Source organism: Ferruginibacter sp. SUN002, assembly GCF_050611725.1.
GTDB lineage: Bacteria > Bacteroidota > Bacteroidia > Chitinophagales > Chitinophagaceae > Ferruginibacter.
The window spans coordinates 3,114,694-3,130,735 of sequence record NZ_JBODJB010000001.1 but is presented as its reverse complement, the minus strand read 5'-3'; the positions used below and the strand labels follow the sequence as shown (position 1 = coordinate 3,130,735).

General features: G+C 35.5%; 19 protein-coding genes. 7 read left to right on the top strand and 12 right to left on the bottom strand.

The window, feature by feature from the left end:
- Window positions 1-7: 7 nt before the first annotated feature.
- The 9 genes from ACQ33O_RS13350 to ACQ33O_RS13310 all read right to left on the bottom strand — a co-directional run bounded on the left by ACQ33O_RS13350 (window position 8) and on the right by ACQ33O_RS13310 (window position 6,650).
- Complete coding sequence (locus ACQ33O_RS13350) at window positions 8-790, bottom strand: hypothetical protein (protein ID WP_430996091.1); 783 nt, start codon at window positions 788-790, stop codon at window positions 8-10.
- Window positions 791-895: 105 nt separating this feature from the next.
- Entirely contained in the window at window positions 896-1,573 is a 678-nt protein-coding gene (locus ACQ33O_RS13345; protein ID WP_430996090.1) for a YggS family pyridoxal phosphate-dependent enzyme, read from the bottom strand.
- A 149-nt stretch (window positions 1,574-1,722) separates the two neighbouring features.
- Entirely contained in the window at window positions 1,723-2,877 is a 1,155-nt protein-coding gene (locus ACQ33O_RS13340) for an acyl-CoA dehydrogenase family protein (protein WP_430996089.1), read from the bottom strand.
- 152 nt (window positions 2,878-3,029) lie between these two features.
- Window positions 3,030-3,377: a TfoX/Sxy family protein gene (locus ACQ33O_RS13335; protein WP_430996088.1), complete on the bottom strand. Its 348-nt coding sequence runs from the start codon at window positions 3,375-3,377 to the stop codon at window positions 3,030-3,032.
- A gap of 15 nt (window positions 3,378-3,392) precedes the next feature.
- Window positions 3,393-3,695 (bottom strand): DUF1905 domain-containing protein, encoded by a 303-nt coding sequence (locus ACQ33O_RS13330; protein ID WP_430996087.1) that lies wholly within the window; start codon window positions 3,693-3,695, stop codon window positions 3,393-3,395.
- Between the two features lies 1 nt (window position 3,696).
- The gene (locus ACQ33O_RS13325; protein WP_430996086.1) at window positions 3,697-4,089 is read right to left on the bottom strand and encodes a VOC family protein; all 393 of its coding nucleotides are present in this window, start codon (window positions 4,087-4,089) and stop codon (window positions 3,697-3,699) included.
- A 459-nt stretch (window positions 4,090-4,548) separates the two neighbouring features.
- Window positions 4,549-4,890: a hypothetical protein gene (locus ACQ33O_RS13320; RefSeq protein ID WP_430996085.1), complete on the bottom strand. Its 342-nt coding sequence runs from the start codon at window positions 4,888-4,890 to the stop codon at window positions 4,549-4,551.
- A gap of 190 nt (window positions 4,891-5,080) precedes the next feature.
- A complete protein-coding gene (locus ACQ33O_RS13315) occupies window positions 5,081-5,596 on the bottom strand; it encodes an REP-associated tyrosine transposase (RefSeq protein WP_430996084.1) in 516 nt (171 codons plus the stop codon).
- Between the two features lie 307 nt (window positions 5,597-5,903).
- Window positions 5,904-6,650, bottom strand: coding sequence for a DUF6261 family protein (locus ACQ33O_RS13310; protein ID WP_430996083.1), 747 nt, complete (start codon window positions 6,648-6,650; stop codon window positions 5,904-5,906).
- Window positions 6,651-7,261: 611 nt separating this feature from the next.
- On the opposite strand from ACQ33O_RS13310, the gene ACQ33O_RS13305 reads away from it, so the two are divergent.
- The 5 genes from ACQ33O_RS13305 (at window position 7,262) to ACQ33O_RS13285 (ending at window position 11,042) form a co-directional block, all read left to right on the top strand.
- On the top strand, window positions 7,262-8,020 hold the full coding sequence (locus tag ACQ33O_RS13305; protein WP_430996082.1) for a DUF4145 domain-containing protein: 759 nt from the start codon (window positions 7,262-7,264) through the stop codon (window positions 8,018-8,020).
- A 21-nt stretch (window positions 8,021-8,041) separates the two neighbouring features.
- Complete coding sequence (locus ACQ33O_RS13300; RefSeq protein ID WP_430996081.1) at window positions 8,042-8,404, top strand: hypothetical protein; 363 nt, start codon at window positions 8,042-8,044, stop codon at window positions 8,402-8,404.
- Window positions 8,405-8,516: 112 nt separating this feature from the next.
- Entirely contained in the window at window positions 8,517-9,440 is a 924-nt protein-coding gene (locus tag ACQ33O_RS13295; RefSeq protein WP_430996080.1) for a hypothetical protein, read from the top strand.
- Between the two features lie 34 nt (window positions 9,441-9,474).
- Window positions 9,475-10,374 carry a hypothetical protein gene (locus tag ACQ33O_RS13290; RefSeq protein ID WP_430996079.1) on the top strand — a complete coding sequence of 300 codons (900 nt, stop codon included), beginning with the start codon at window positions 9,475-9,477 and terminating at the stop codon, window positions 10,372-10,374.
- Window positions 10,374-11,042, top strand: coding sequence for a hypothetical protein (locus ACQ33O_RS13285; protein WP_430996078.1), 669 nt, complete (start codon window positions 10,374-10,376; stop codon window positions 11,040-11,042). Before ACQ33O_RS13290 ends, ACQ33O_RS13285 begins: the two co-directional genes overlap by 1 nt.
- Before the next feature lie 113 nt (window positions 11,043-11,155).
- Here ACQ33O_RS13285 and ACQ33O_RS13280 read toward each other — a convergent pair whose 3' ends face one another.
- Window positions 11,156-12,088, bottom strand: a complete 933-nt coding sequence (locus ACQ33O_RS13280; RefSeq protein ID WP_430996077.1) for a 5'-nucleotidase — start codon at window positions 12,086-12,088, stop codon at window positions 11,156-11,158.
- Window positions 12,089-12,765: 677 nt separating this feature from the next.
- Between ACQ33O_RS13280 and ACQ33O_RS13275 the strand changes: the two genes are divergently transcribed.
- Window positions 12,766-13,218, top strand: a complete 453-nt coding sequence (locus ACQ33O_RS13275) for an Hsp20/alpha crystallin family protein (protein ID WP_430996076.1) — start codon at window positions 12,766-12,768, stop codon at window positions 13,216-13,218.
- An 833-nt stretch (window positions 13,219-14,051) separates the two neighbouring features.
- Here ACQ33O_RS13275 and ACQ33O_RS13270 read toward each other — a convergent pair.
- Both ACQ33O_RS13270 and ACQ33O_RS13265 read right to left on the bottom strand, forming a co-directional pair.
- Window positions 14,052-14,183 (bottom strand): hypothetical protein, encoded by a 132-nt coding sequence (locus ACQ33O_RS13270; RefSeq protein WP_430996075.1) that lies wholly within the window; start codon window positions 14,181-14,183, stop codon window positions 14,052-14,054.
- A gap of 8 nt (window positions 14,184-14,191) precedes the next feature.
- A complete protein-coding gene (locus tag ACQ33O_RS13265; protein WP_430996074.1) occupies window positions 14,192-15,343 on the bottom strand; it encodes an IS1595 family transposase in 1,152 nt (383 codons plus the stop codon).
- Window positions 15,344-15,394: 51 nt separating this feature from the next.
- Between ACQ33O_RS13265 and ACQ33O_RS13260 the strand changes: the two genes are divergently transcribed.
- A complete protein-coding gene (locus ACQ33O_RS13260; RefSeq protein ID WP_430996073.1) occupies window positions 15,395-15,862 on the top strand; it encodes a DUF6680 family protein in 468 nt (155 codons plus the stop codon).
- Window positions 15,863-16,042: the final 180 nt, after the last annotated feature.

The window sequence follows — 16,042 nt, the reverse complement described above, 5'->3', positions numbered from 1 at the left end:
TAATATCCTAATTGACCTTAAAGTTCAATAAAAATGTGGTAATTCCACCATCAAGAGAAGGAGGGAATTTTAATACGCTTACTTTTTGTTTTGCAATTCTTAGAATAGTAGCGTTTGTTGTAGTAGTTCCTCTAATGGTAGTAGCACTGATGAATTTTCCTTCGCTATCGTATTTAACATCAATATATACTTTTGCATTTTCGCTGAAATCATCTTCAAATCTTAATGCTCCAGGGTTTAACGGGCCAACACCTTTGATCTTACTAAAACTACTGCCGCCACTACCACCACCTTTACCCGGACCGGGGCCATCACCAATTCCATCGCCTTTACCTCTTCCATCTCCAAAGCCATCTGTTTGAGTGCCCGGAGTTTTACTATTGTTCGCTCCCATTACGGCTTTAGCTGTTGGTGCTTTCGGAGTTGGATTGGTAACTTGTTTTGTTGGAGTAACTTTTGAAGTAGATGGTCTGGTGTTTTTTGCTACAGAAGCGCCTTCATCAATATTATCTTCTGCAGCATCTTGTTGTGCTGCATCTTCTTCATCATTATTGCTTTTTGTATTTGTTGTAGATGCTGCAGGGCTTGAGCCGCCACCTATCTCATCTGCCAATGGACCGAATGCCGCACCTAAATTAATTTCCATTATATCTACCGGAGGAGGCGGTGGTGGAATTTTTGTATTCGGCCATGTAATAATGAATGCCAGCAATAAAATCACCGCACAAATTATGGCTGTGTAGATAAAGGCCTTGCGGTTTTTTTCTGTTTCAAATACTGCTGATTGCATAGTGGGTGTGTAGTACATAGCAAAGTTATTGTATTATTTTATACAGATACAATACTGTGCCGAAATACATAGAAGCCACATGATTTTAACAAATCTATAGGAGGGTTACTTGTTGTAATTCCTTTCGCCGAACAGCAGGCTGCCGATACGTACCATGTTGCTGCCTTCTTCGAGGGCTATTTTGTAGTCGCTGCTCATACCCGAACTTAGGGTTGTTAGTTCATAGTTTTTAGTTCTTAGCTCATGGTTCTTAGTTCTTAGTTGGTCGAAGAGTTGTTTCAGATAGGCAAATTCTTTTCGGATCAATGTTTCATCTGAAGTAAAGGATGCCATACCCATCAACCCGACAATACGAATGTTTTTTAATTCGTGTAATTCGTGTAATCCGTCTAATTCGTGAATACCAAACCCAAACTTAGTTTCTTCCTGTGCAATATGAATTTGCAAAAGACAATCAATGACACGATCATTTTTTGCTGCTTGTTTGTTGATCTCTTTCAACAAATTAAAACTATCAACCCCATGTATCAAATGAACAAAGGGTGCAATGTATTTTACTTTATTGCTTTGCAGATGACCGATAAAATGCCAGCGAATATCTTTTGGCAGGGTAGCAGCCTTGTCAACTAATTCCTGCACATAGTTCTCACCAAAATCTCTTTGACTAAGATCGTATAAAGCTTGTATATCTTCAATGGGTTTAGTTTTCGAAACTGCTATTAATGTTGCTTTACCTTCAAGCTCTGCAAGTATCTCCTTATATTTTTCTGTATTTACACTCATAGTTTTTCGCCACAAAGGCTCTAAGGCACGAAGTTACACAAAGTGGGAAATAAAAAATGCGCTAACAGTTTTCACCATCAGCACATCAGCACATTAGCACATCAGCACATCAGCATATTAGCACATCAGCACATTAGCACATCAGCACATTATTTCAATATCCCCCTTCCAATAACGATCCGCTGCACTTCACTCGTACCCTCATATATCTGGGTAATCTTTGCATCTCTCATTAATCGCTCTACATGATACTCTTTTACAAAACCATAACCGCCGTGAATTTGTACCGCTTCGGTGGTGGTCCACATAGCTGTTTCGCTGGCAAAAACTTTAGCCATACTGCTGCTAACGGTATAGTCTAGGTGTTGATCTTTTTCCCATGCTGCTTTCAGGCAAAGCAATCTGGCCGATTCAATTTTAGTGGCCATATCTGCCAGTTTGAATTGAATGATCTGATGGTGCATGATCTCTTTACCAAATGCTTTACGTTCTTTACTGTAAGCCAACGCTCTTTCATACGCACCACTTGCAATGCCCAATGCTTGCGATGCAATGCCGATACGTCCGCCGGCCAATGTTTTCATGGCGAATTTAAAACCAAAGCCATCTTCGCCAATACGATTAGCTTTCGGTACTTTTACATCGGTGAACAAAATGGAATGTGTATCACTTCCACGAATACCCAATTTATTTTCCTTAGCACCAACGGTTACGCCGGGCCAGTTCTTCTCAACAATAAATGCATTGATGCCATGGCTTCCTTTGCTGATATCTGTTTGAGCGATTACCAGATAAACAGAAGCTGAATTGCCATTGGTGATCCAGTTTTTTATACCGTTTAATACGTAATGATCGCCTTTATCAATTGCTGTGGTCTTTTGTGAAGTAGCATCACTGCCTGCTTCGGGCTCACTTAATAAAAAAGCGCCGATGTATAATTGTCCGTCTTTTTTACCATGCGCCAACGGCACTAAATATTTTTGTTTCTGTTCTTCGTTGGCGTATTCCTGTAAGCCATAACAAACCAGACTGTTGTTTACACTCATACAAACACTAACGCTTGCATCTACCTTACTTATTTCCTCCATAGCTAAAACATAACTGATGGTATCCATACCGCTTCCGCCATATTCAGGCTTTACCATCATACCCAAAAAACCCAGATCGGCTAATTTTTCAATTTGTTCTTTCGGGAACTTTTGTAATTCATCTCTTTCTATTACACCGGGTAAACATTCATTGATGGCAAAATCTCTGGCAGCTTTTTTTATCATTAACTGCTCTTCAGACAATTCAAAATGCATATCGTTAAATTTTGTACATAAAGATAAGGTACAATATTATTGTAAGAAATGAACGAGTTATTACAACTATTATTCATTGCGGATAAATAATATACCATTAATGGTACTAAAAGAATTTATAGGAAGAGAAACGCAGCAACTTTATAGCTATATTATTTGTTTTTTTTCTTCTTGGACGATTTAGCTCTTTTATTAAAGTCTAAGCATAAGTTTATCCAATAGTCGAACTCTTTTTTGCTTTTCATTCCGCTTTCGTCCACCATTACATAGCCCTTCATTGGCCTGCCGGTAAAGTCCATAATACGACAGCCTTTTTTTGCAAGCGCTGTTTCCTGCATATCAGGATCAATACGACACATCATTTCATCACCAATAATGCCGATACACATTTTATCATTCACCATAAAAGTAAGTCCGCCCATCATAGTTTTTTCTTCAACTTTAGAAATATGGGCAATTGTTTCTCTAATACGTTTTGCTAGTTTTTCGGAGTATGCCATAAAGTTTTTTTATGATTAAATCCAAATGATTGTTTCTACATCTTTTGTAATATCGATCTTTTCTTTTTTTCTTATTTCAGCTTTCAGTGGAAGTAAATAAGTGTTCATTTTTGTATCGAACCAAATGGCTGTTTTCCATTGGCTGTTGCCAATTTTAGCAGTTGCTTTCAACCGTCCCCAGCCTTCTTCTTCAGATCGGAGTGCACTTCTAATCTCTTTCGACATTGATTTAGGCAGCGAAACAAAATACCAGCCGTTAGGGCCACTGTATTGCCAGGGCCTTGTTACAAATTCATATTGTATTGCCGTACTTTTCAATTTATGTGTTGGAATGAAGCGCCACCGAATTTCCTTCAGTATCCATAAAGAAAGCCATAAAACCATTTGGTCCGATAGATGTTTTAGGCATGGTTATTTTGCCTCCGGCTTTTTCTATTCTGTCTAAAACAATTTGCAGATCAGGATTTGCATTCAGGTAAACAATAGCACCTGTTGTACCCGGTATGTGTTGCGGACTTTGAGCCAAACCACCTGCAATTTTTCCTTTGGTAGGGTCAAACGGAAACATGGCATATTTCATACCCAGCATTTCCATTTCTTCCATTGCAATATCGAAAATGGTTTCGTAAAATTTTTTTGCTCTTGAAATATCCGTTGCAGGAATTTCAAACCAGTTAATGGCATTGGTATTGCCGCTCATTTTTTCATTCATGTTGATTATTTTTTAGGGATTACAATTTAATATTTTTATTTGAATTTTATAGAATGATTGATTTAATGATGTAAATGTTGATTGCAACGATTTATTTGTTGATGCTTTTCGTCCCGGCGGGGTTTTCGCCTTTGTTGGTGTTCTAACTCATCAAATATAATACTCTAACTGTCCCGAACGCCGTTGTTGGTGTTTTCCACCAACAACCGAAGTCTTAACCGGCTTAATCAAACAGGTGAGTAATAAACTCATAATCATTTACACCTGTATAATACAATTTTGCAGAAAAATATTTATACTGCTCAGGGAAAGTGCATATGCCTGCTGTTACAGGGTTCTGGTGAATGTATTCCAGTTTTTTTCGCCTTTGTTGGTGTTCTAACTCATCAAATATAATACTCTAACTGTCCCGAACGCCGTTGTTGGTGTTTTTCACCAACAACCGAAGTCTTAACCGGCTTAATCAAACAGGTGAGTAATAAACTCATAATCATTTACACCTGTATAATACAATTTTGCAGAAGAATATTTATACTGCTCAGGGAAAGTGCATATGCCTGCTGTTACAGGGTTCTGGTGAATGTATTCCAGTTTTTGCTTAAATACTTCATGGGTGTATAAATCTATACTAAGTGGGTTTCGTTCCCAGAACTGATACTTCCTGTCTTTTGCATCTACCCGAAACATTTCCAATACGGCCGGATGGTTTTTAACCAGGTCGTATTTTATTTTTTGAGCAACGAATTTTAAAAAATCTCTTTGCACATCTTCTAAAGTATTATCAGGTTGTATCTGCCACATTAAATGAATATGATTCGACATGACAACAAATGCAAATACTTTTACTCTTTTTTCTGTTGTTAAATATCGCAAGCTATCCAGGATGATATCTTTCGCCTTTGTTGGTGTTCCAACTCATCAAATATAATACTCTAACTGTCCCGAACGCCGTTGTTGGTGTTTTTCACCAACAACCGAAGTCTTAACCGGTTTAATCAAACAGGTGAGTAATAAACTCATAATCATTTACACCTGTATAATACAATTTTGCAGAAGAATATTTATACTGCTCAGGGAAAGTGCATATGCCTGCTGCTACAGGGTTCTGGTGAATGTATTCCAGTTTTTGCTTAAATACTTCATGGGTGTATAAATCTATACTAAGTGGGTTTCGTTCCCAGAACTGATACTTCCTGTCTTTTGCATCTACCCGAAACATTTCCAATACGGCCGGATGGTTTTTAACCAGGTCGTATTTTATTTTTTGAGCAACGAATTTTAAAAAATCTCTTTGCACATCTTCTAAGGTATTATCAGGTTGTATCTGCCACATTAAATGAATATGATTCGACATGACAACAAATGCAAATACTTTTACTCTTTTTTCTGTTGTTAAATATCGCAAGCTATCCAGGATGATATCTTTATACTTATCAGGTTTTAAAAGATGTTTCCATTCTAAAATAGTAGCAGTAAAAAATTGTGCATAGTATTCCGGGTACTTCATTCGTGTTTTTTGCGAATACTAATTTATTATTTTTTCGTGAATGTTTTCGATGCGTTCACTTCGGTTGTTGGTGGAAAACACCAACAACGGCGTTTGGATAAGTTGGCTAGTGATGAGGGATGGAGTGGAAGACCAACGAAGGCGAAAATTGTTTTGGATGTATTCTGCGAAAACCCCGCCGGGACGGTCATGTTTTTTTTCGTTTGTCCCATCGGGGTTTCACAGATAGTGTTCAATTGTTTTAAGTGTATTTGGCGAAAACCCCGCCGGTACGGTCAACGGCAAGATTAATGTTGTCGAATACAGTCTAGTTTGTAGGAGGAGTAACAACCGGCGTTTCATTAGTAACACCAGCAACCCTTCTCGCCAGCAGATCATTGTAATAACTGATCAGTCCGTTGATAGATGCTACCGCTGTTTTATACGGTTCGGCGCCATCGGTAATAATGTAACGGGCATCGATATTATCCCTTAGTTTGTAGTAAGCCTCGTTGGCCTGCACACGTTTTAGCTTGATGCTTTCAGTAGTATCGCTGCCGAGCTCCACGGCACGTGCAATGTATTTATCTGAAAAATTATTGTTGGCTGTTTCTAAATTTGTTTTCCAGCTTTGCAGGTTAAGTGCGTTTATGGCAGCCGTTAGTTCGGGCTTAGTGTTCCAGTCGTCGATGATGTTGCGGATAGAACTTGTTTCGCTTTGGTAACTATCGGCGGCAATGTCTTTACCAAAGAGAGCCAGGTGTGTGTCCAGCACAGTTGCATGATTTTTTACAACGGTGTCCTCACTATAGGTGCTACCCCGAACGATTGAAATGATGCCCCTTATGGCATTGTCACGAAGCAGATCTAAATTTTCCAGCTCGGTGGTAATGGCGCTGCCTATCGGTGTTCTGAAAAGCGCTTCTATCTCTGCAGCTACGGCAGACAAAGCAGTTAATTGCGGCTCTACCTGCATGGCTGCCGGGTTATTTTGATTGGTGATGCTGATAACATCCTGTATGAATTGTGAATATTCGCCGTTGCGAAGTTTTTGAAGGTCTATTGCATTTATCATATAAGTAATTTTAATTGTAAGTGATTGATTTTTAATAATATGTGTAATTGATGGCCGAAAAGCAGCCTCGGAAGTCTACAACCCGTCATGAGCTTCATGATGGCGTGCAGGAGTTTCCGGGAAGCAATCATGAAGCTCATGATGCCTTCCCCTGACTCAGGGGGACCTATCATGACGACCATGACGGCTTGCCGGGATGCTAGGGAAAGTTTCGGGATGAAAAACCGGTTTTACGTAATAATTGGGTGTAAAAATGCCGGGGTGCCGGTAGCAAACGGACAGAAAATGACATACTGTTATATTTAATTTGTGACTAAAAATTAAAAAACAGGATGAGGTTTAATGGAGGCTTTTTTTAAAGAGAAGGTTGAAAGCATACTATGCAAAGCGTAGCTGCATGTTGCTGAAATGAAGATAAAATATTTATGAAATATGAACAAAATTTTTTTGTTGAGATGTGTTTCGTGTGTGACCTACGGTTAGTGATTAAAAATATATGAGGGAAAGTTTTATTTTTTGGGGAGGTTTTGGTAAGTTGTGTGACTTCAATCCTTAGATAAGCTAGCTAATATCCTTTCTGAATAATTTTATTTAACTGCATAAAAAAAGTTATGGAACTAAATATCTGGACCAAAAGGCATTTTACTGCGGATTCAAAAATAGAATGGCCTTGCCCCAATTGCAATAACAAAACATTGGAAATAGTAAAGACGAAATTTCACGAGGAAGAAACAGCAGCATCAAAAAAATACAGAAAAGAAAATGAAGATTGGGAGCCAGAATGGATTGACTTAGTTTTTTCTGGACAACTAACTTGTAATGACATTATTTTTTTTACGGGAACAGGAAGTCCAGAGCATAGTGGATATTATGATTATAAAGCTGATTCTTATAACGAGGGATGGACAAATACATTTACCCCAAGCTTCTTTCAGCCATCTATCCCAATATTTAAAATTCCCGACAATTGCAGTAAAGAATTAACAGCAGAAATAAGGCATTCATTTAAACTCTTCTGGTGTGACCTCCCTTCTTGTGCAAATAGAATTAGAGTTGCCTTGGAAATTTTAATGAATGAACAAGGAGTAAAAAAATATGAAATTAAAAATGGGAAAAGAATTCCTATTAATCTTCACAAAAGAATTGAGCAATATAATCATCCTGAAATTAAAGATCTATTACTAGCAATAAAGTGGATTGGCAATTCAGGTAGTCATAATGGTACTTTAGAGACTATTGATATTGTTGAGGCATTTCGCTTATTAGAGTTTTCTCTAAATAAACTTTACAATGATGAAACAAAAGAGTTAAAAAAAATTACTAAGGAAATAATTAAACGAAAAGGCGCTAGAAAAGCTAAGAAGAAATAAATTAAACTAAATACTAAATTTATGGCGGCTACATTTGAAATTGGAATTTTGTGGACAGTATTTAAAGATGTCCGTGATTTTTTGACTGGCAATGCTGAAAATAATATTAATGCACATGAAGCGATTAATGATGCATTCATAAATACTTATGATTATTTAAAAAATAAAAATGGTGAATACTTGCCAAATCCTAATTTGGCAAAAGACTGGAATAAAGCCTCAGCCGCAGTAATGAGAATAAATCCTAATCTAGGAGAATTATTATATCATAAATCTAGGTTTTGGCTGGATCCGCAATTATATATTAACCTCAATAGAGCTGACGAAATAATTAAACTAAAAGAAATCGTAGATGAAATGGAAAGAATAAGGATAAAATTATAGTTCGTATTCTTCCAACCGCCCTCGTTCGTGGCACATGAAACGACAAGATTAATGTTGTTTCGTGTGTCACGAACCAAGGTGAAGAACAAAAAACAAATAAATCTTTTAAATCATGAGTGATAAGCAAAATGAATTTCAACTAGTTTTACAAGGGGACAAGCATGATATTGATGCAAAGGTTTTATCAGAAACCATAAACAATTTTGACAACTTAATAGCAGAGTTGAATATTGAACTAAAACCTGAATATCCAATTTCGCTTAGAGTTCAGACATTCAAGGAAGGAAGCTTTGAAATTTTATTTGCATTATTTGCTGATCCGAATATAAATAGTACATTATTTAGTTTACTTTCAAAGGACAATTTAGCAATAGCCGGCAACATCATCTCAACTCTTGCAGATTTAATTTCAATTAAACAGTTTTTAGGTGGGGAAAAACCAAAAACGATTACGAAAACTGGACATAACCAAACAAAAATTGAAAATAATAAAGGTGAAGTTAAAGTCATTAATAGCAAAACCGGAGATATTATTTTCAACAACCCGACTATAAATGTCACGATTAATAATACATTTCAAACAATAGAAAATGAAACTAATGTTAAGGGTATTAAGTTTCAATCCTTGGCAAATGAAAAGGAAGTGTTAATTCCTAAGGCTGAGTTTGAAAATGTAATCAAGTCTGACCCTAAATTATTAGAGAAAGAAATTGCAGAAAGAATTGAGCCAGCAAGAACAATCACAAAAGAAAATGTTTCTTTAAGTATTTTCAAAATAGTTTTTGATGAAAAGTATAAATGGATTTTTGTTGATGCTGAAGGGCAAAAAATATCGGCAACAATAAAAGATAAGGATTTTTTTGAACGAGTTAAAAAGAATGAACTATATTTTACAAATGGAGATATTATCATTGCTAAATTAGAGATTTCTCAAGAATACAATGAAATTGCAAAAACCTATGAAAATAGAGGTTATACTGTAATTGAAATAAAAGATGTGAAACATCAGCCTACGCAAACTAAATTACATTCTTAAAATTTTTTTCTTAAATATTTGAATAAATTATTTCATGGACAAAATATTTGCATCAAAGCCAGGACGAAAAAGATTCATATTTTTAATTTCAATTCTACTTTTGCTTTTGCTTTTGGTGCGGTTCTATATGCTTCCTATTGAATCTTTTTCTGATAAAATCAATGAAACCATTATTTCCTTTCTGGAAAAATTTATTACTTCTGTCTTTACGGCAGTAATAGTCGGTTACTTTTTATACTGGATAATTGGAGATGAAAAGAAAAAGCAACTTGAATTTACTGAATCGAGTTATGAAATAGAAAAGCACTTGTCAAACTCCAGGCTAAAAACGGAAAGATGGCTCTTTAATGGTGGGTTAGGAAGATACACTAAGTCTGACACCATCCCTAAGCTGTCTGAAAGGGCATCGAAAGAAAGGCAAACAATTACTGTACATTTAATTGTTATTAATCCTTTTAATATTTCATTGATTCAAAAATATATAAACTTTAGAGTTAGTGTTGAAACACCTTCAAAAAAAGCCTATTGGACAGAACTTGAGGTGCAATCTGAAATACTTGCTACAATTGTTACAGCTTTATTTTACAAAAAGCAAAATCAATTTTTAGATATATCAGTAAAAATTAAGGATTTTTTTACTTTATCTCGAATGGACATTTCAAGTTCGTTAGCTGTCATCACTCGTGAAGATCCAGCTATACCTTCCATCATAGTCGAAAAAGACTCATACCTCTATAGGCACTATTCAGAAGAGTTTCAACAAGTGTATCGACAAAGTAAGACTCTCGACTATGTATTTTCAGGTATAGGAGCACCTACAAAAAATGAAATTCAACTTTGTATTCAAAGTCTATTTCCTTTTGAATCTATTAATTCTTTACTTCTTGAAGCTGTATATTCAAAATTTGAGAAGCCAAAAAATCCTTTTGCATAATGCTTGAATTTTTGCAGACTGATATTGATCAAAATAAAACGATATCTGACGTTTTGCCAATTGTACAAAACATTTTTGAGTTGATGCAGAAAGAGGATAAATGGGTGGATGATTTTTTTCTACATCCTTTGGGATTCTATTATTGTCGACTTTTTACAAGCGACCAACATCAGATTAGACTTCATATTTGGGAGCCTAATTATCCAATCAAATCAGACTTATTTATTCATGACCATTTTTATGATTTATGTAGCTGGATTCTTTGTGGCAAAATTGTAGATTATTTATATAAAGTGGAATCATCGAAAGAAGAGAGTGATTATACTTTATTTATTTCGTCTTATCTACCTGATAAAAATGTTCGGACGTTAACTCGAACCAATAATTTTAAAACTGTAAAAAAGGTTACTGAAAGAATTATTGGAAACAAAGAAAAGTATATAATTCCTCGAGATACCTTCCACTCAAATAAGATTTTATTTGAAGAATCTGATTTAGCTGTGACTTTTGTTTTTACATACAATCACAAAGAAAATCCTTCTCCAAATGTGATAGGCTTAAGTAAAAATGAAATCTATTATGAAAGTGATCCGATTAAGATAGCTCCTGACAAGGTAAAAGTGTTGATAAAAAAAGCTTTAAATAATATTTGGTCACAAAGAGAATAATCTAGTTACTATAATTTCTTTTGGGTTGTCCTCACACATCCATCGCCCCCGGTTCTTGGCACACGAACCCGGGCAAAGGTTTATCACACGAATATTTTGCCAAGTTAATATATTTATTTTTTAATATTAGCTATTCCAAATGGGATATGAACAAGTGGAATATTCTCCAGAGCTGGGTCAAGATGTGTTATTTGATCATCAAAAAACAAATGAGGTTTTAATACTTCTAAAATTCGTTTCTTTTCAATACCTCCTAATAAAAACATTTCATCTACAGTTACCCCCCAATCTTTTAAAGTATTTATTGCTCTTTCATGCGAAGGAGCATTACGGGCAGTTACAATAGCCGTTTTTACAATCTTTTTATATCCTGGATTCTCAACTTCTTTTTTTGTTTCTAGTTGTTGAAAAAAAGAAAGTTTTTTAAAAAAATCTGCTAAAGGTCCAGGGTTGTGTGTTTCTGTAATATGCTCCTGTTCATGCTCATGAAAGATTTCAAGTTGACCGCTTTCTTTGAAAACTTTTTCGGCTTGGTCATCAGCAATTACTCCGTCAAAGTCAAATGCAACCCTAAGTTCCATATCTTTATCATCATCAATCACGTTAGTTTTTAGTATCCTCCCTGCTCCATGATTTGCTTCAATTGCATTGATGACATCTTGCTCATGTGTTGACAGGAATAGAGAAACATTGTACGCTGGAATATATTGATAAGGTGATTTACCTGAAGTAAAAGCAGCTCTTGAAATATCTAGCCCATGACTTTTAATGGCATTAAAAATTCTTATTCCAGTTTCTGGGCTATTTTTAGACAGTAATACAACTTCAACGGGGATCTCTTGATTATAAACTTTATTGATATTTAAAAAACGTTTTATAAATGGCATAGCAATTCCACCGTCCAAAGATTTTTTTTTGTTTTCAGATTGGAATTGTCTATATTTTTCTATACCCTCATCTACAAAAATTTTATCTTCCAATTCCAAATTGAAAAGAGCATTAGACGAAACGCCTACTACTAATTTTCTTTCTATTGGGTAAGGCATATATCTATGGGTTTATGAAGGGAATGAATAAATTTTATTGTTGTTATTATCCAAAAATAACATTTTTTATTACGCAATAAACCTACTTCAATAAAAGCCCAATAACGGTATGCCGTACAAGTGAGTGACACAACGATGTCCCCGGTTGTCCGTAGTGTTCAACAAATTTAAAAGAGCCGCTGTCCTGAGTTTATAACTCAGGACTTTTCAATTCTACATAAGTTTATTATAATTGTTAGTTGTCCGTAGTCAAAGACATACGGACAGCGGCTCTTTTCAAATCGATATACACTAAAAATATTTGAGGTCGGAATTCTTAACAGCCAATCTTCGACAAGCTCAGACTGACAGCTTTTAAGTTTGCAGGAGTGGTTGCTGTCTATTTCGCCTTTGTTGGTGTTTAGATAGGTCGGTCTCTGATAAGGGATGGAGTACAAGCCTAATAACTTCAGCATCAAATATGATCCTCCAACTCCGCCCCGGTTCATGCACCCGTAAACCTGGGCGGAGAGCAAAACAAAGTCTACCAAAAACTGAAAATTTGACTTTTTCAGCATTACAAAATTTCAGTTCTTCTGAAAAAAAATCAGTACAAAATATCCTTACCTGTGCTGGCATTTATTTTGTTGATCGATGAACATCATTTATTTTTTAACCAAATTAAAAAGGAGGTAATTATGACAATCGTTAAGAGAAACGGTACTTTACAAAACCACTTCCCTACACTTTTTGATGATTTCCTGAACCGTGACATTTTTAATTGGGGCTTGTCGAATTTTTCAAACACCAATACGACGATCCCTGCGGTTAACATTAAAGAAACTTCAGACAATTACGAAGTAGAAGTGGCAGCACCCGGTATGACAAAAAAAGATTTTAAAGTGGTGCTCGAAGGTAACAACCTTACCATCAGTTCAGAAAAAACGGCACAGAAAGAACAAAATGAAGATGTAAGGTACACCAGTCGGGAGTTTAGCTACCAATCTTTTTCACGAACCTTTACCCTGCAAAAAGATGTAGTAGACACTGAAAAAATTGAGGCCAAATATGAAGACGGCGTATTACATCTTTTGATCCCTAAAATGGAACATGCCAAACAAAAACAACCTAAGTTAATTGAGATCCACTAAGGTTGTGAAAACATCTCATGCAAAAGTTGCCTTTACCAAAAGGCAACTTTTTTGCTTTTAAAACAACCCCTAATTTGTCTAAGCATGTAACAAATTAAAAAGAGCCTGGCGCAAGGGTCCGCTTGCGATAAGAATGGGATGGTATCCTCTTCAGCCCGTCTTCGACAACACTTCGATAAACTCAGTACAGACTGACAGCTTTTAAGCTTGTAGGAGTGAGAGCTTTCTATTGCAAAACATTTTGCGAATTAAAGACGCTCAGTCTAACGATTATTTTACTGTCAGTCTGAGCTTGTCGGGATTCAACTACTAATAAAGGTACAAGACAGGGTAGAGTAGATTTTCTTAGATATTTTTAGTTGATTATCAGTACAGAGCAATTATTAACTACCAATTATATTTGGTAATATCATAAAAGGTGGTATTTTGTGGTATCGTTGCCTCAAAACAACTGCTTGGATTAAATAAAAAAACCTCTTAGTCGACCAGAATAAGAGGCGAAAAAACCGAAAGGTTATTTTGCTTGAAGTAAAATGTAGGCTACCAGAATCGAACTGGCGTTTCACGGGTGGGAAACCAGATAACGTCACCAGAACAGCCCACAAGAATTTAAAAGGTTATTCAGAAATGAGTAACCTTTTGTTGTGTTAGTACTCCGCAATAATAATGTATTAAGGTATATTAAACCCACTGCGTTATCCACAGTGTTAACTACTTAAATAACATTAAGTTATAGTATTGTCAAAGCTATAATAAATGAAGGGAATTTTATTTGGGTATTTTTACCTTAATAAAATTTGATTATAAATCCTTATAAGTGTAGGTAAGTATAATTATCTTTTCTTCTTAATGGGAGTAGTGATAGCCAACTTAAACAGTTGGTCTGCTGTCAAGTTAGTTTTGATAGTTATATCTTTTTTTGGAATAGCTTTTTTGGTAGGTGCTTTTTTAGTTGCTTTAGCCATTCCCAAATCTACAAATATTTGAATTGATAACCATGAGTAGTTATCTTAATACCGATTAGTACCTCCCTTATTAATTCTGTTGCTATACCAGTTTGTCTGCTGCATTCCCGTATAGATTTAAACTCTGCTATTATTACGCCTTCATTCATTTGTACAATAGGTCTTATAACTCTTTTTTGAGTCTGTTCCTCTGTGCGGATATTTCTTGTTGCAATAAATGTGGGAGTATCTTCTTTCTTTACTAATTGTTTCCATGTCAATCGTCCGTTTACTTGTGTAAGGGAATAGTTAAATCTTGCAGCATCATTTATTCCCCTAAGATTGTAACGGAACATAGTTTCATCACAGTATCGTTTTAAATGCTTTGGTGTTACTTGATGGTAGATACCTATAATGCTTCTTTTAAGTAACCCAAATGCTCCCTCAATAGAATTGGTATGTATTACTTTATCCCGTACATATTCCATTTCTGTATGGTTTACTACTTCATGCCCTGCGTAGTCTTTACTTATGTTAGTATAAGTAGAAAGGCTATCAGTTATTAATACCGCATCAGTATCTACGTTCTGTTTTACAGTAGGGCAAATTGCTTGTGTGTTAGTTGATTTCCCAACGGGAATAAGTTTTAGGTTACCACCTCTTTCAAGCATACCCATAACCATAGTTTTAGTATTGTATGTGTTGCCTTCCTCTCTTAATTTTTTTCTTTTGCTTTTACTCATATTCCCTACTTTACCACCGATATAAACTTCATCTACTTCTACTATGTTATCCAACTTGATATTTTCTTTACTACATAATGCTTCTCTAATACGGTGTAGCATAAACCAAGCATTTTTTTGTGCTATTCCCAAGTCCTTACCTAATTGATAACTACTAATACCTTTCTTATGTGCAGTTACTAAGTAGATAGCAGTAAACCATTTTACTAAGGGTATGTTACTTGCTTCCATGATAGTACCTACGGTTATTCTAAAACGTTTATAACACTCTTTACTTGCACATTTATATCTTTCTCCCTTCTCAATTAAATAACACTTTCCATGACCACAATAAGGGCATATAGCTACTCCGTCTTCCCAACGTTGTTTTGCTAAATATTCCCTACAAGCCTGTTCAGTTGGCATACTTAAAATAAGTTCTCTAAGATTATTAAACATGGTATTTAGTTTTAAAATTTGTAAATTCGGTTTCCTCAAAACAACCTTTATATGACAACTATTGATATTCTTGAAAAAATTATAGTTCCTTTAATTGCTGCTGGTATTGGTGCTATTTTAGCTTTTCGTTATCAGAATACATTGGAATTAAAAAGAGAAAAAAGACAAATTCTGCAAGTGCTAATGATGTATAGAAATGCAGGTGCAAATGAACTTGATTGGATAAAAGCGTTAAATGCTGTTGATGTTGTTTTTCACGATGAAAAAAATATTAGAGCATTACTACACACCTTCTTTTCCCAAACCGAAAAACATATTATACAGAATCAACAATATTGGCAGACATACAATCAGATGCTTTTAGAGATGGCTCGGTCAATCGGGTATAAAGATGTAACACTACAAGATATAAGGGATTTCTATGCCCCAGAAGCCCTAAAATGGCATTACCCATTAAAATCCGAACAAACCGAGCCAAAGGACGCTGCCGTAACTTCTGATGTTCTGCCGAATACTTAGAATAAGGGTTTTGGTTAGGTCTTAAAGTCCATAAAAAACGATGTTGATATAAAGGGTTAATCTCCCCTTCTTTTTTTGTTCCTTTATTAGTAGTTATAGCCAGCTTGTCGAAGACGGGCTGAAAAAGGTGAGTCCACTACGCTTAGATGAAAGATGAATAACGGTATGCCGTACAAGTGA

What these genes read in the sequence shown, in the direction of transcription:
- ACQ33O_RS13350 (WP_430996091.1), bottom strand. Translation starts at nt 790, where the DNA reads ATGCAATCAGCAGTATTTGAAACAGAAAAAAACCGCAAGGCCTTTATC.
- ACQ33O_RS13345 (WP_430996090.1), bottom strand. Translation starts at nt 1,573, where the DNA reads ATGAGTGTAAATACAGAAAAATATAAGGAGATACTTGCAGAGCTTGAA.
- ACQ33O_RS13340 (WP_430996089.1), bottom strand. Translation starts at nt 2,877, where the DNA reads ATGCATTTTGAATTGTCTGAAGAGCAGTTAATGATAAAAAAAGCTGCC.
- ACQ33O_RS13335 (WP_430996088.1), bottom strand. Translation starts at nt 3,377, where the DNA reads ATGGCATACTCCGAAAAACTAGCAAAACGTATTAGAGAAACAATTGCC.
- ACQ33O_RS13325 (WP_430996086.1), bottom strand. Translation starts at nt 4,089, where the DNA reads ATGAATGAAAAAATGAGCGGCAATACCAATGCCATTAACTGGTTTGAA.
- ACQ33O_RS13320 (WP_430996085.1), bottom strand. Translation starts at nt 4,890, where the DNA reads ATGTGGCAGATACAACCTGATAATACTTTAGAAGATGTGCAAAGAGAT.
- ACQ33O_RS13315 (WP_430996084.1), bottom strand. Translation starts at nt 5,596, where the DNA reads ATGAAGTACCCGGAATACTATGCACAATTTTTTACTGCTACTATTTTA.
- ACQ33O_RS13310 (WP_430996083.1), bottom strand. Translation starts at nt 6,650, where the DNA reads ATGATAAATGCAATAGACCTTCAAAAACTTCGCAACGGCGAATATTCA.
- ACQ33O_RS13305 (WP_430996082.1), top strand. Translation starts at nt 7,262, where the DNA reads ATGGAACTAAATATCTGGACCAAAAGGCATTTTACTGCGGATTCAAAA.
- ACQ33O_RS13300 (WP_430996081.1), top strand. Translation starts at nt 8,042, where the DNA reads ATGGCGGCTACATTTGAAATTGGAATTTTGTGGACAGTATTTAAAGAT.
- ACQ33O_RS13295 (WP_430996080.1), top strand. Translation starts at nt 8,517, where the DNA reads ATGAGTGATAAGCAAAATGAATTTCAACTAGTTTTACAAGGGGACAAG.
- ACQ33O_RS13290 (WP_430996079.1), top strand. Translation starts at nt 9,475, where the DNA reads ATGGACAAAATATTTGCATCAAAGCCAGGACGAAAAAGATTCATATTT.
- ACQ33O_RS13285 (WP_430996078.1), top strand. Translation starts at nt 10,374, where the DNA reads ATGCTTGAATTTTTGCAGACTGATATTGATCAAAATAAAACGATATCT.
- ACQ33O_RS13280 (WP_430996077.1), bottom strand. Translation starts at nt 12,088, where the DNA reads ATGCCTTACCCAATAGAAAGAAAATTAGTAGTAGGCGTTTCGTCTAAT.
- ACQ33O_RS13275 (WP_430996076.1), top strand. Translation starts at nt 12,766, where the DNA reads ATGACAATCGTTAAGAGAAACGGTACTTTACAAAACCACTTCCCTACA.
- ACQ33O_RS13270 (WP_430996075.1), bottom strand. Translation starts at nt 14,183, where the DNA reads ATGGCTAAAGCAACTAAAAAAGCACCTACCAAAAAAGCTATTCCAAAA.
- ACQ33O_RS13265 (WP_430996074.1), bottom strand. Translation starts at nt 15,343, where the DNA reads ATGTTTAATAATCTTAGAGAACTTATTTTAAGTATGCCAACTGAACAG.
- ACQ33O_RS13260 (WP_430996073.1), top strand. Translation starts at nt 15,395, where the DNA reads ATGACAACTATTGATATTCTTGAAAAAATTATAGTTCCTTTAATTGCT.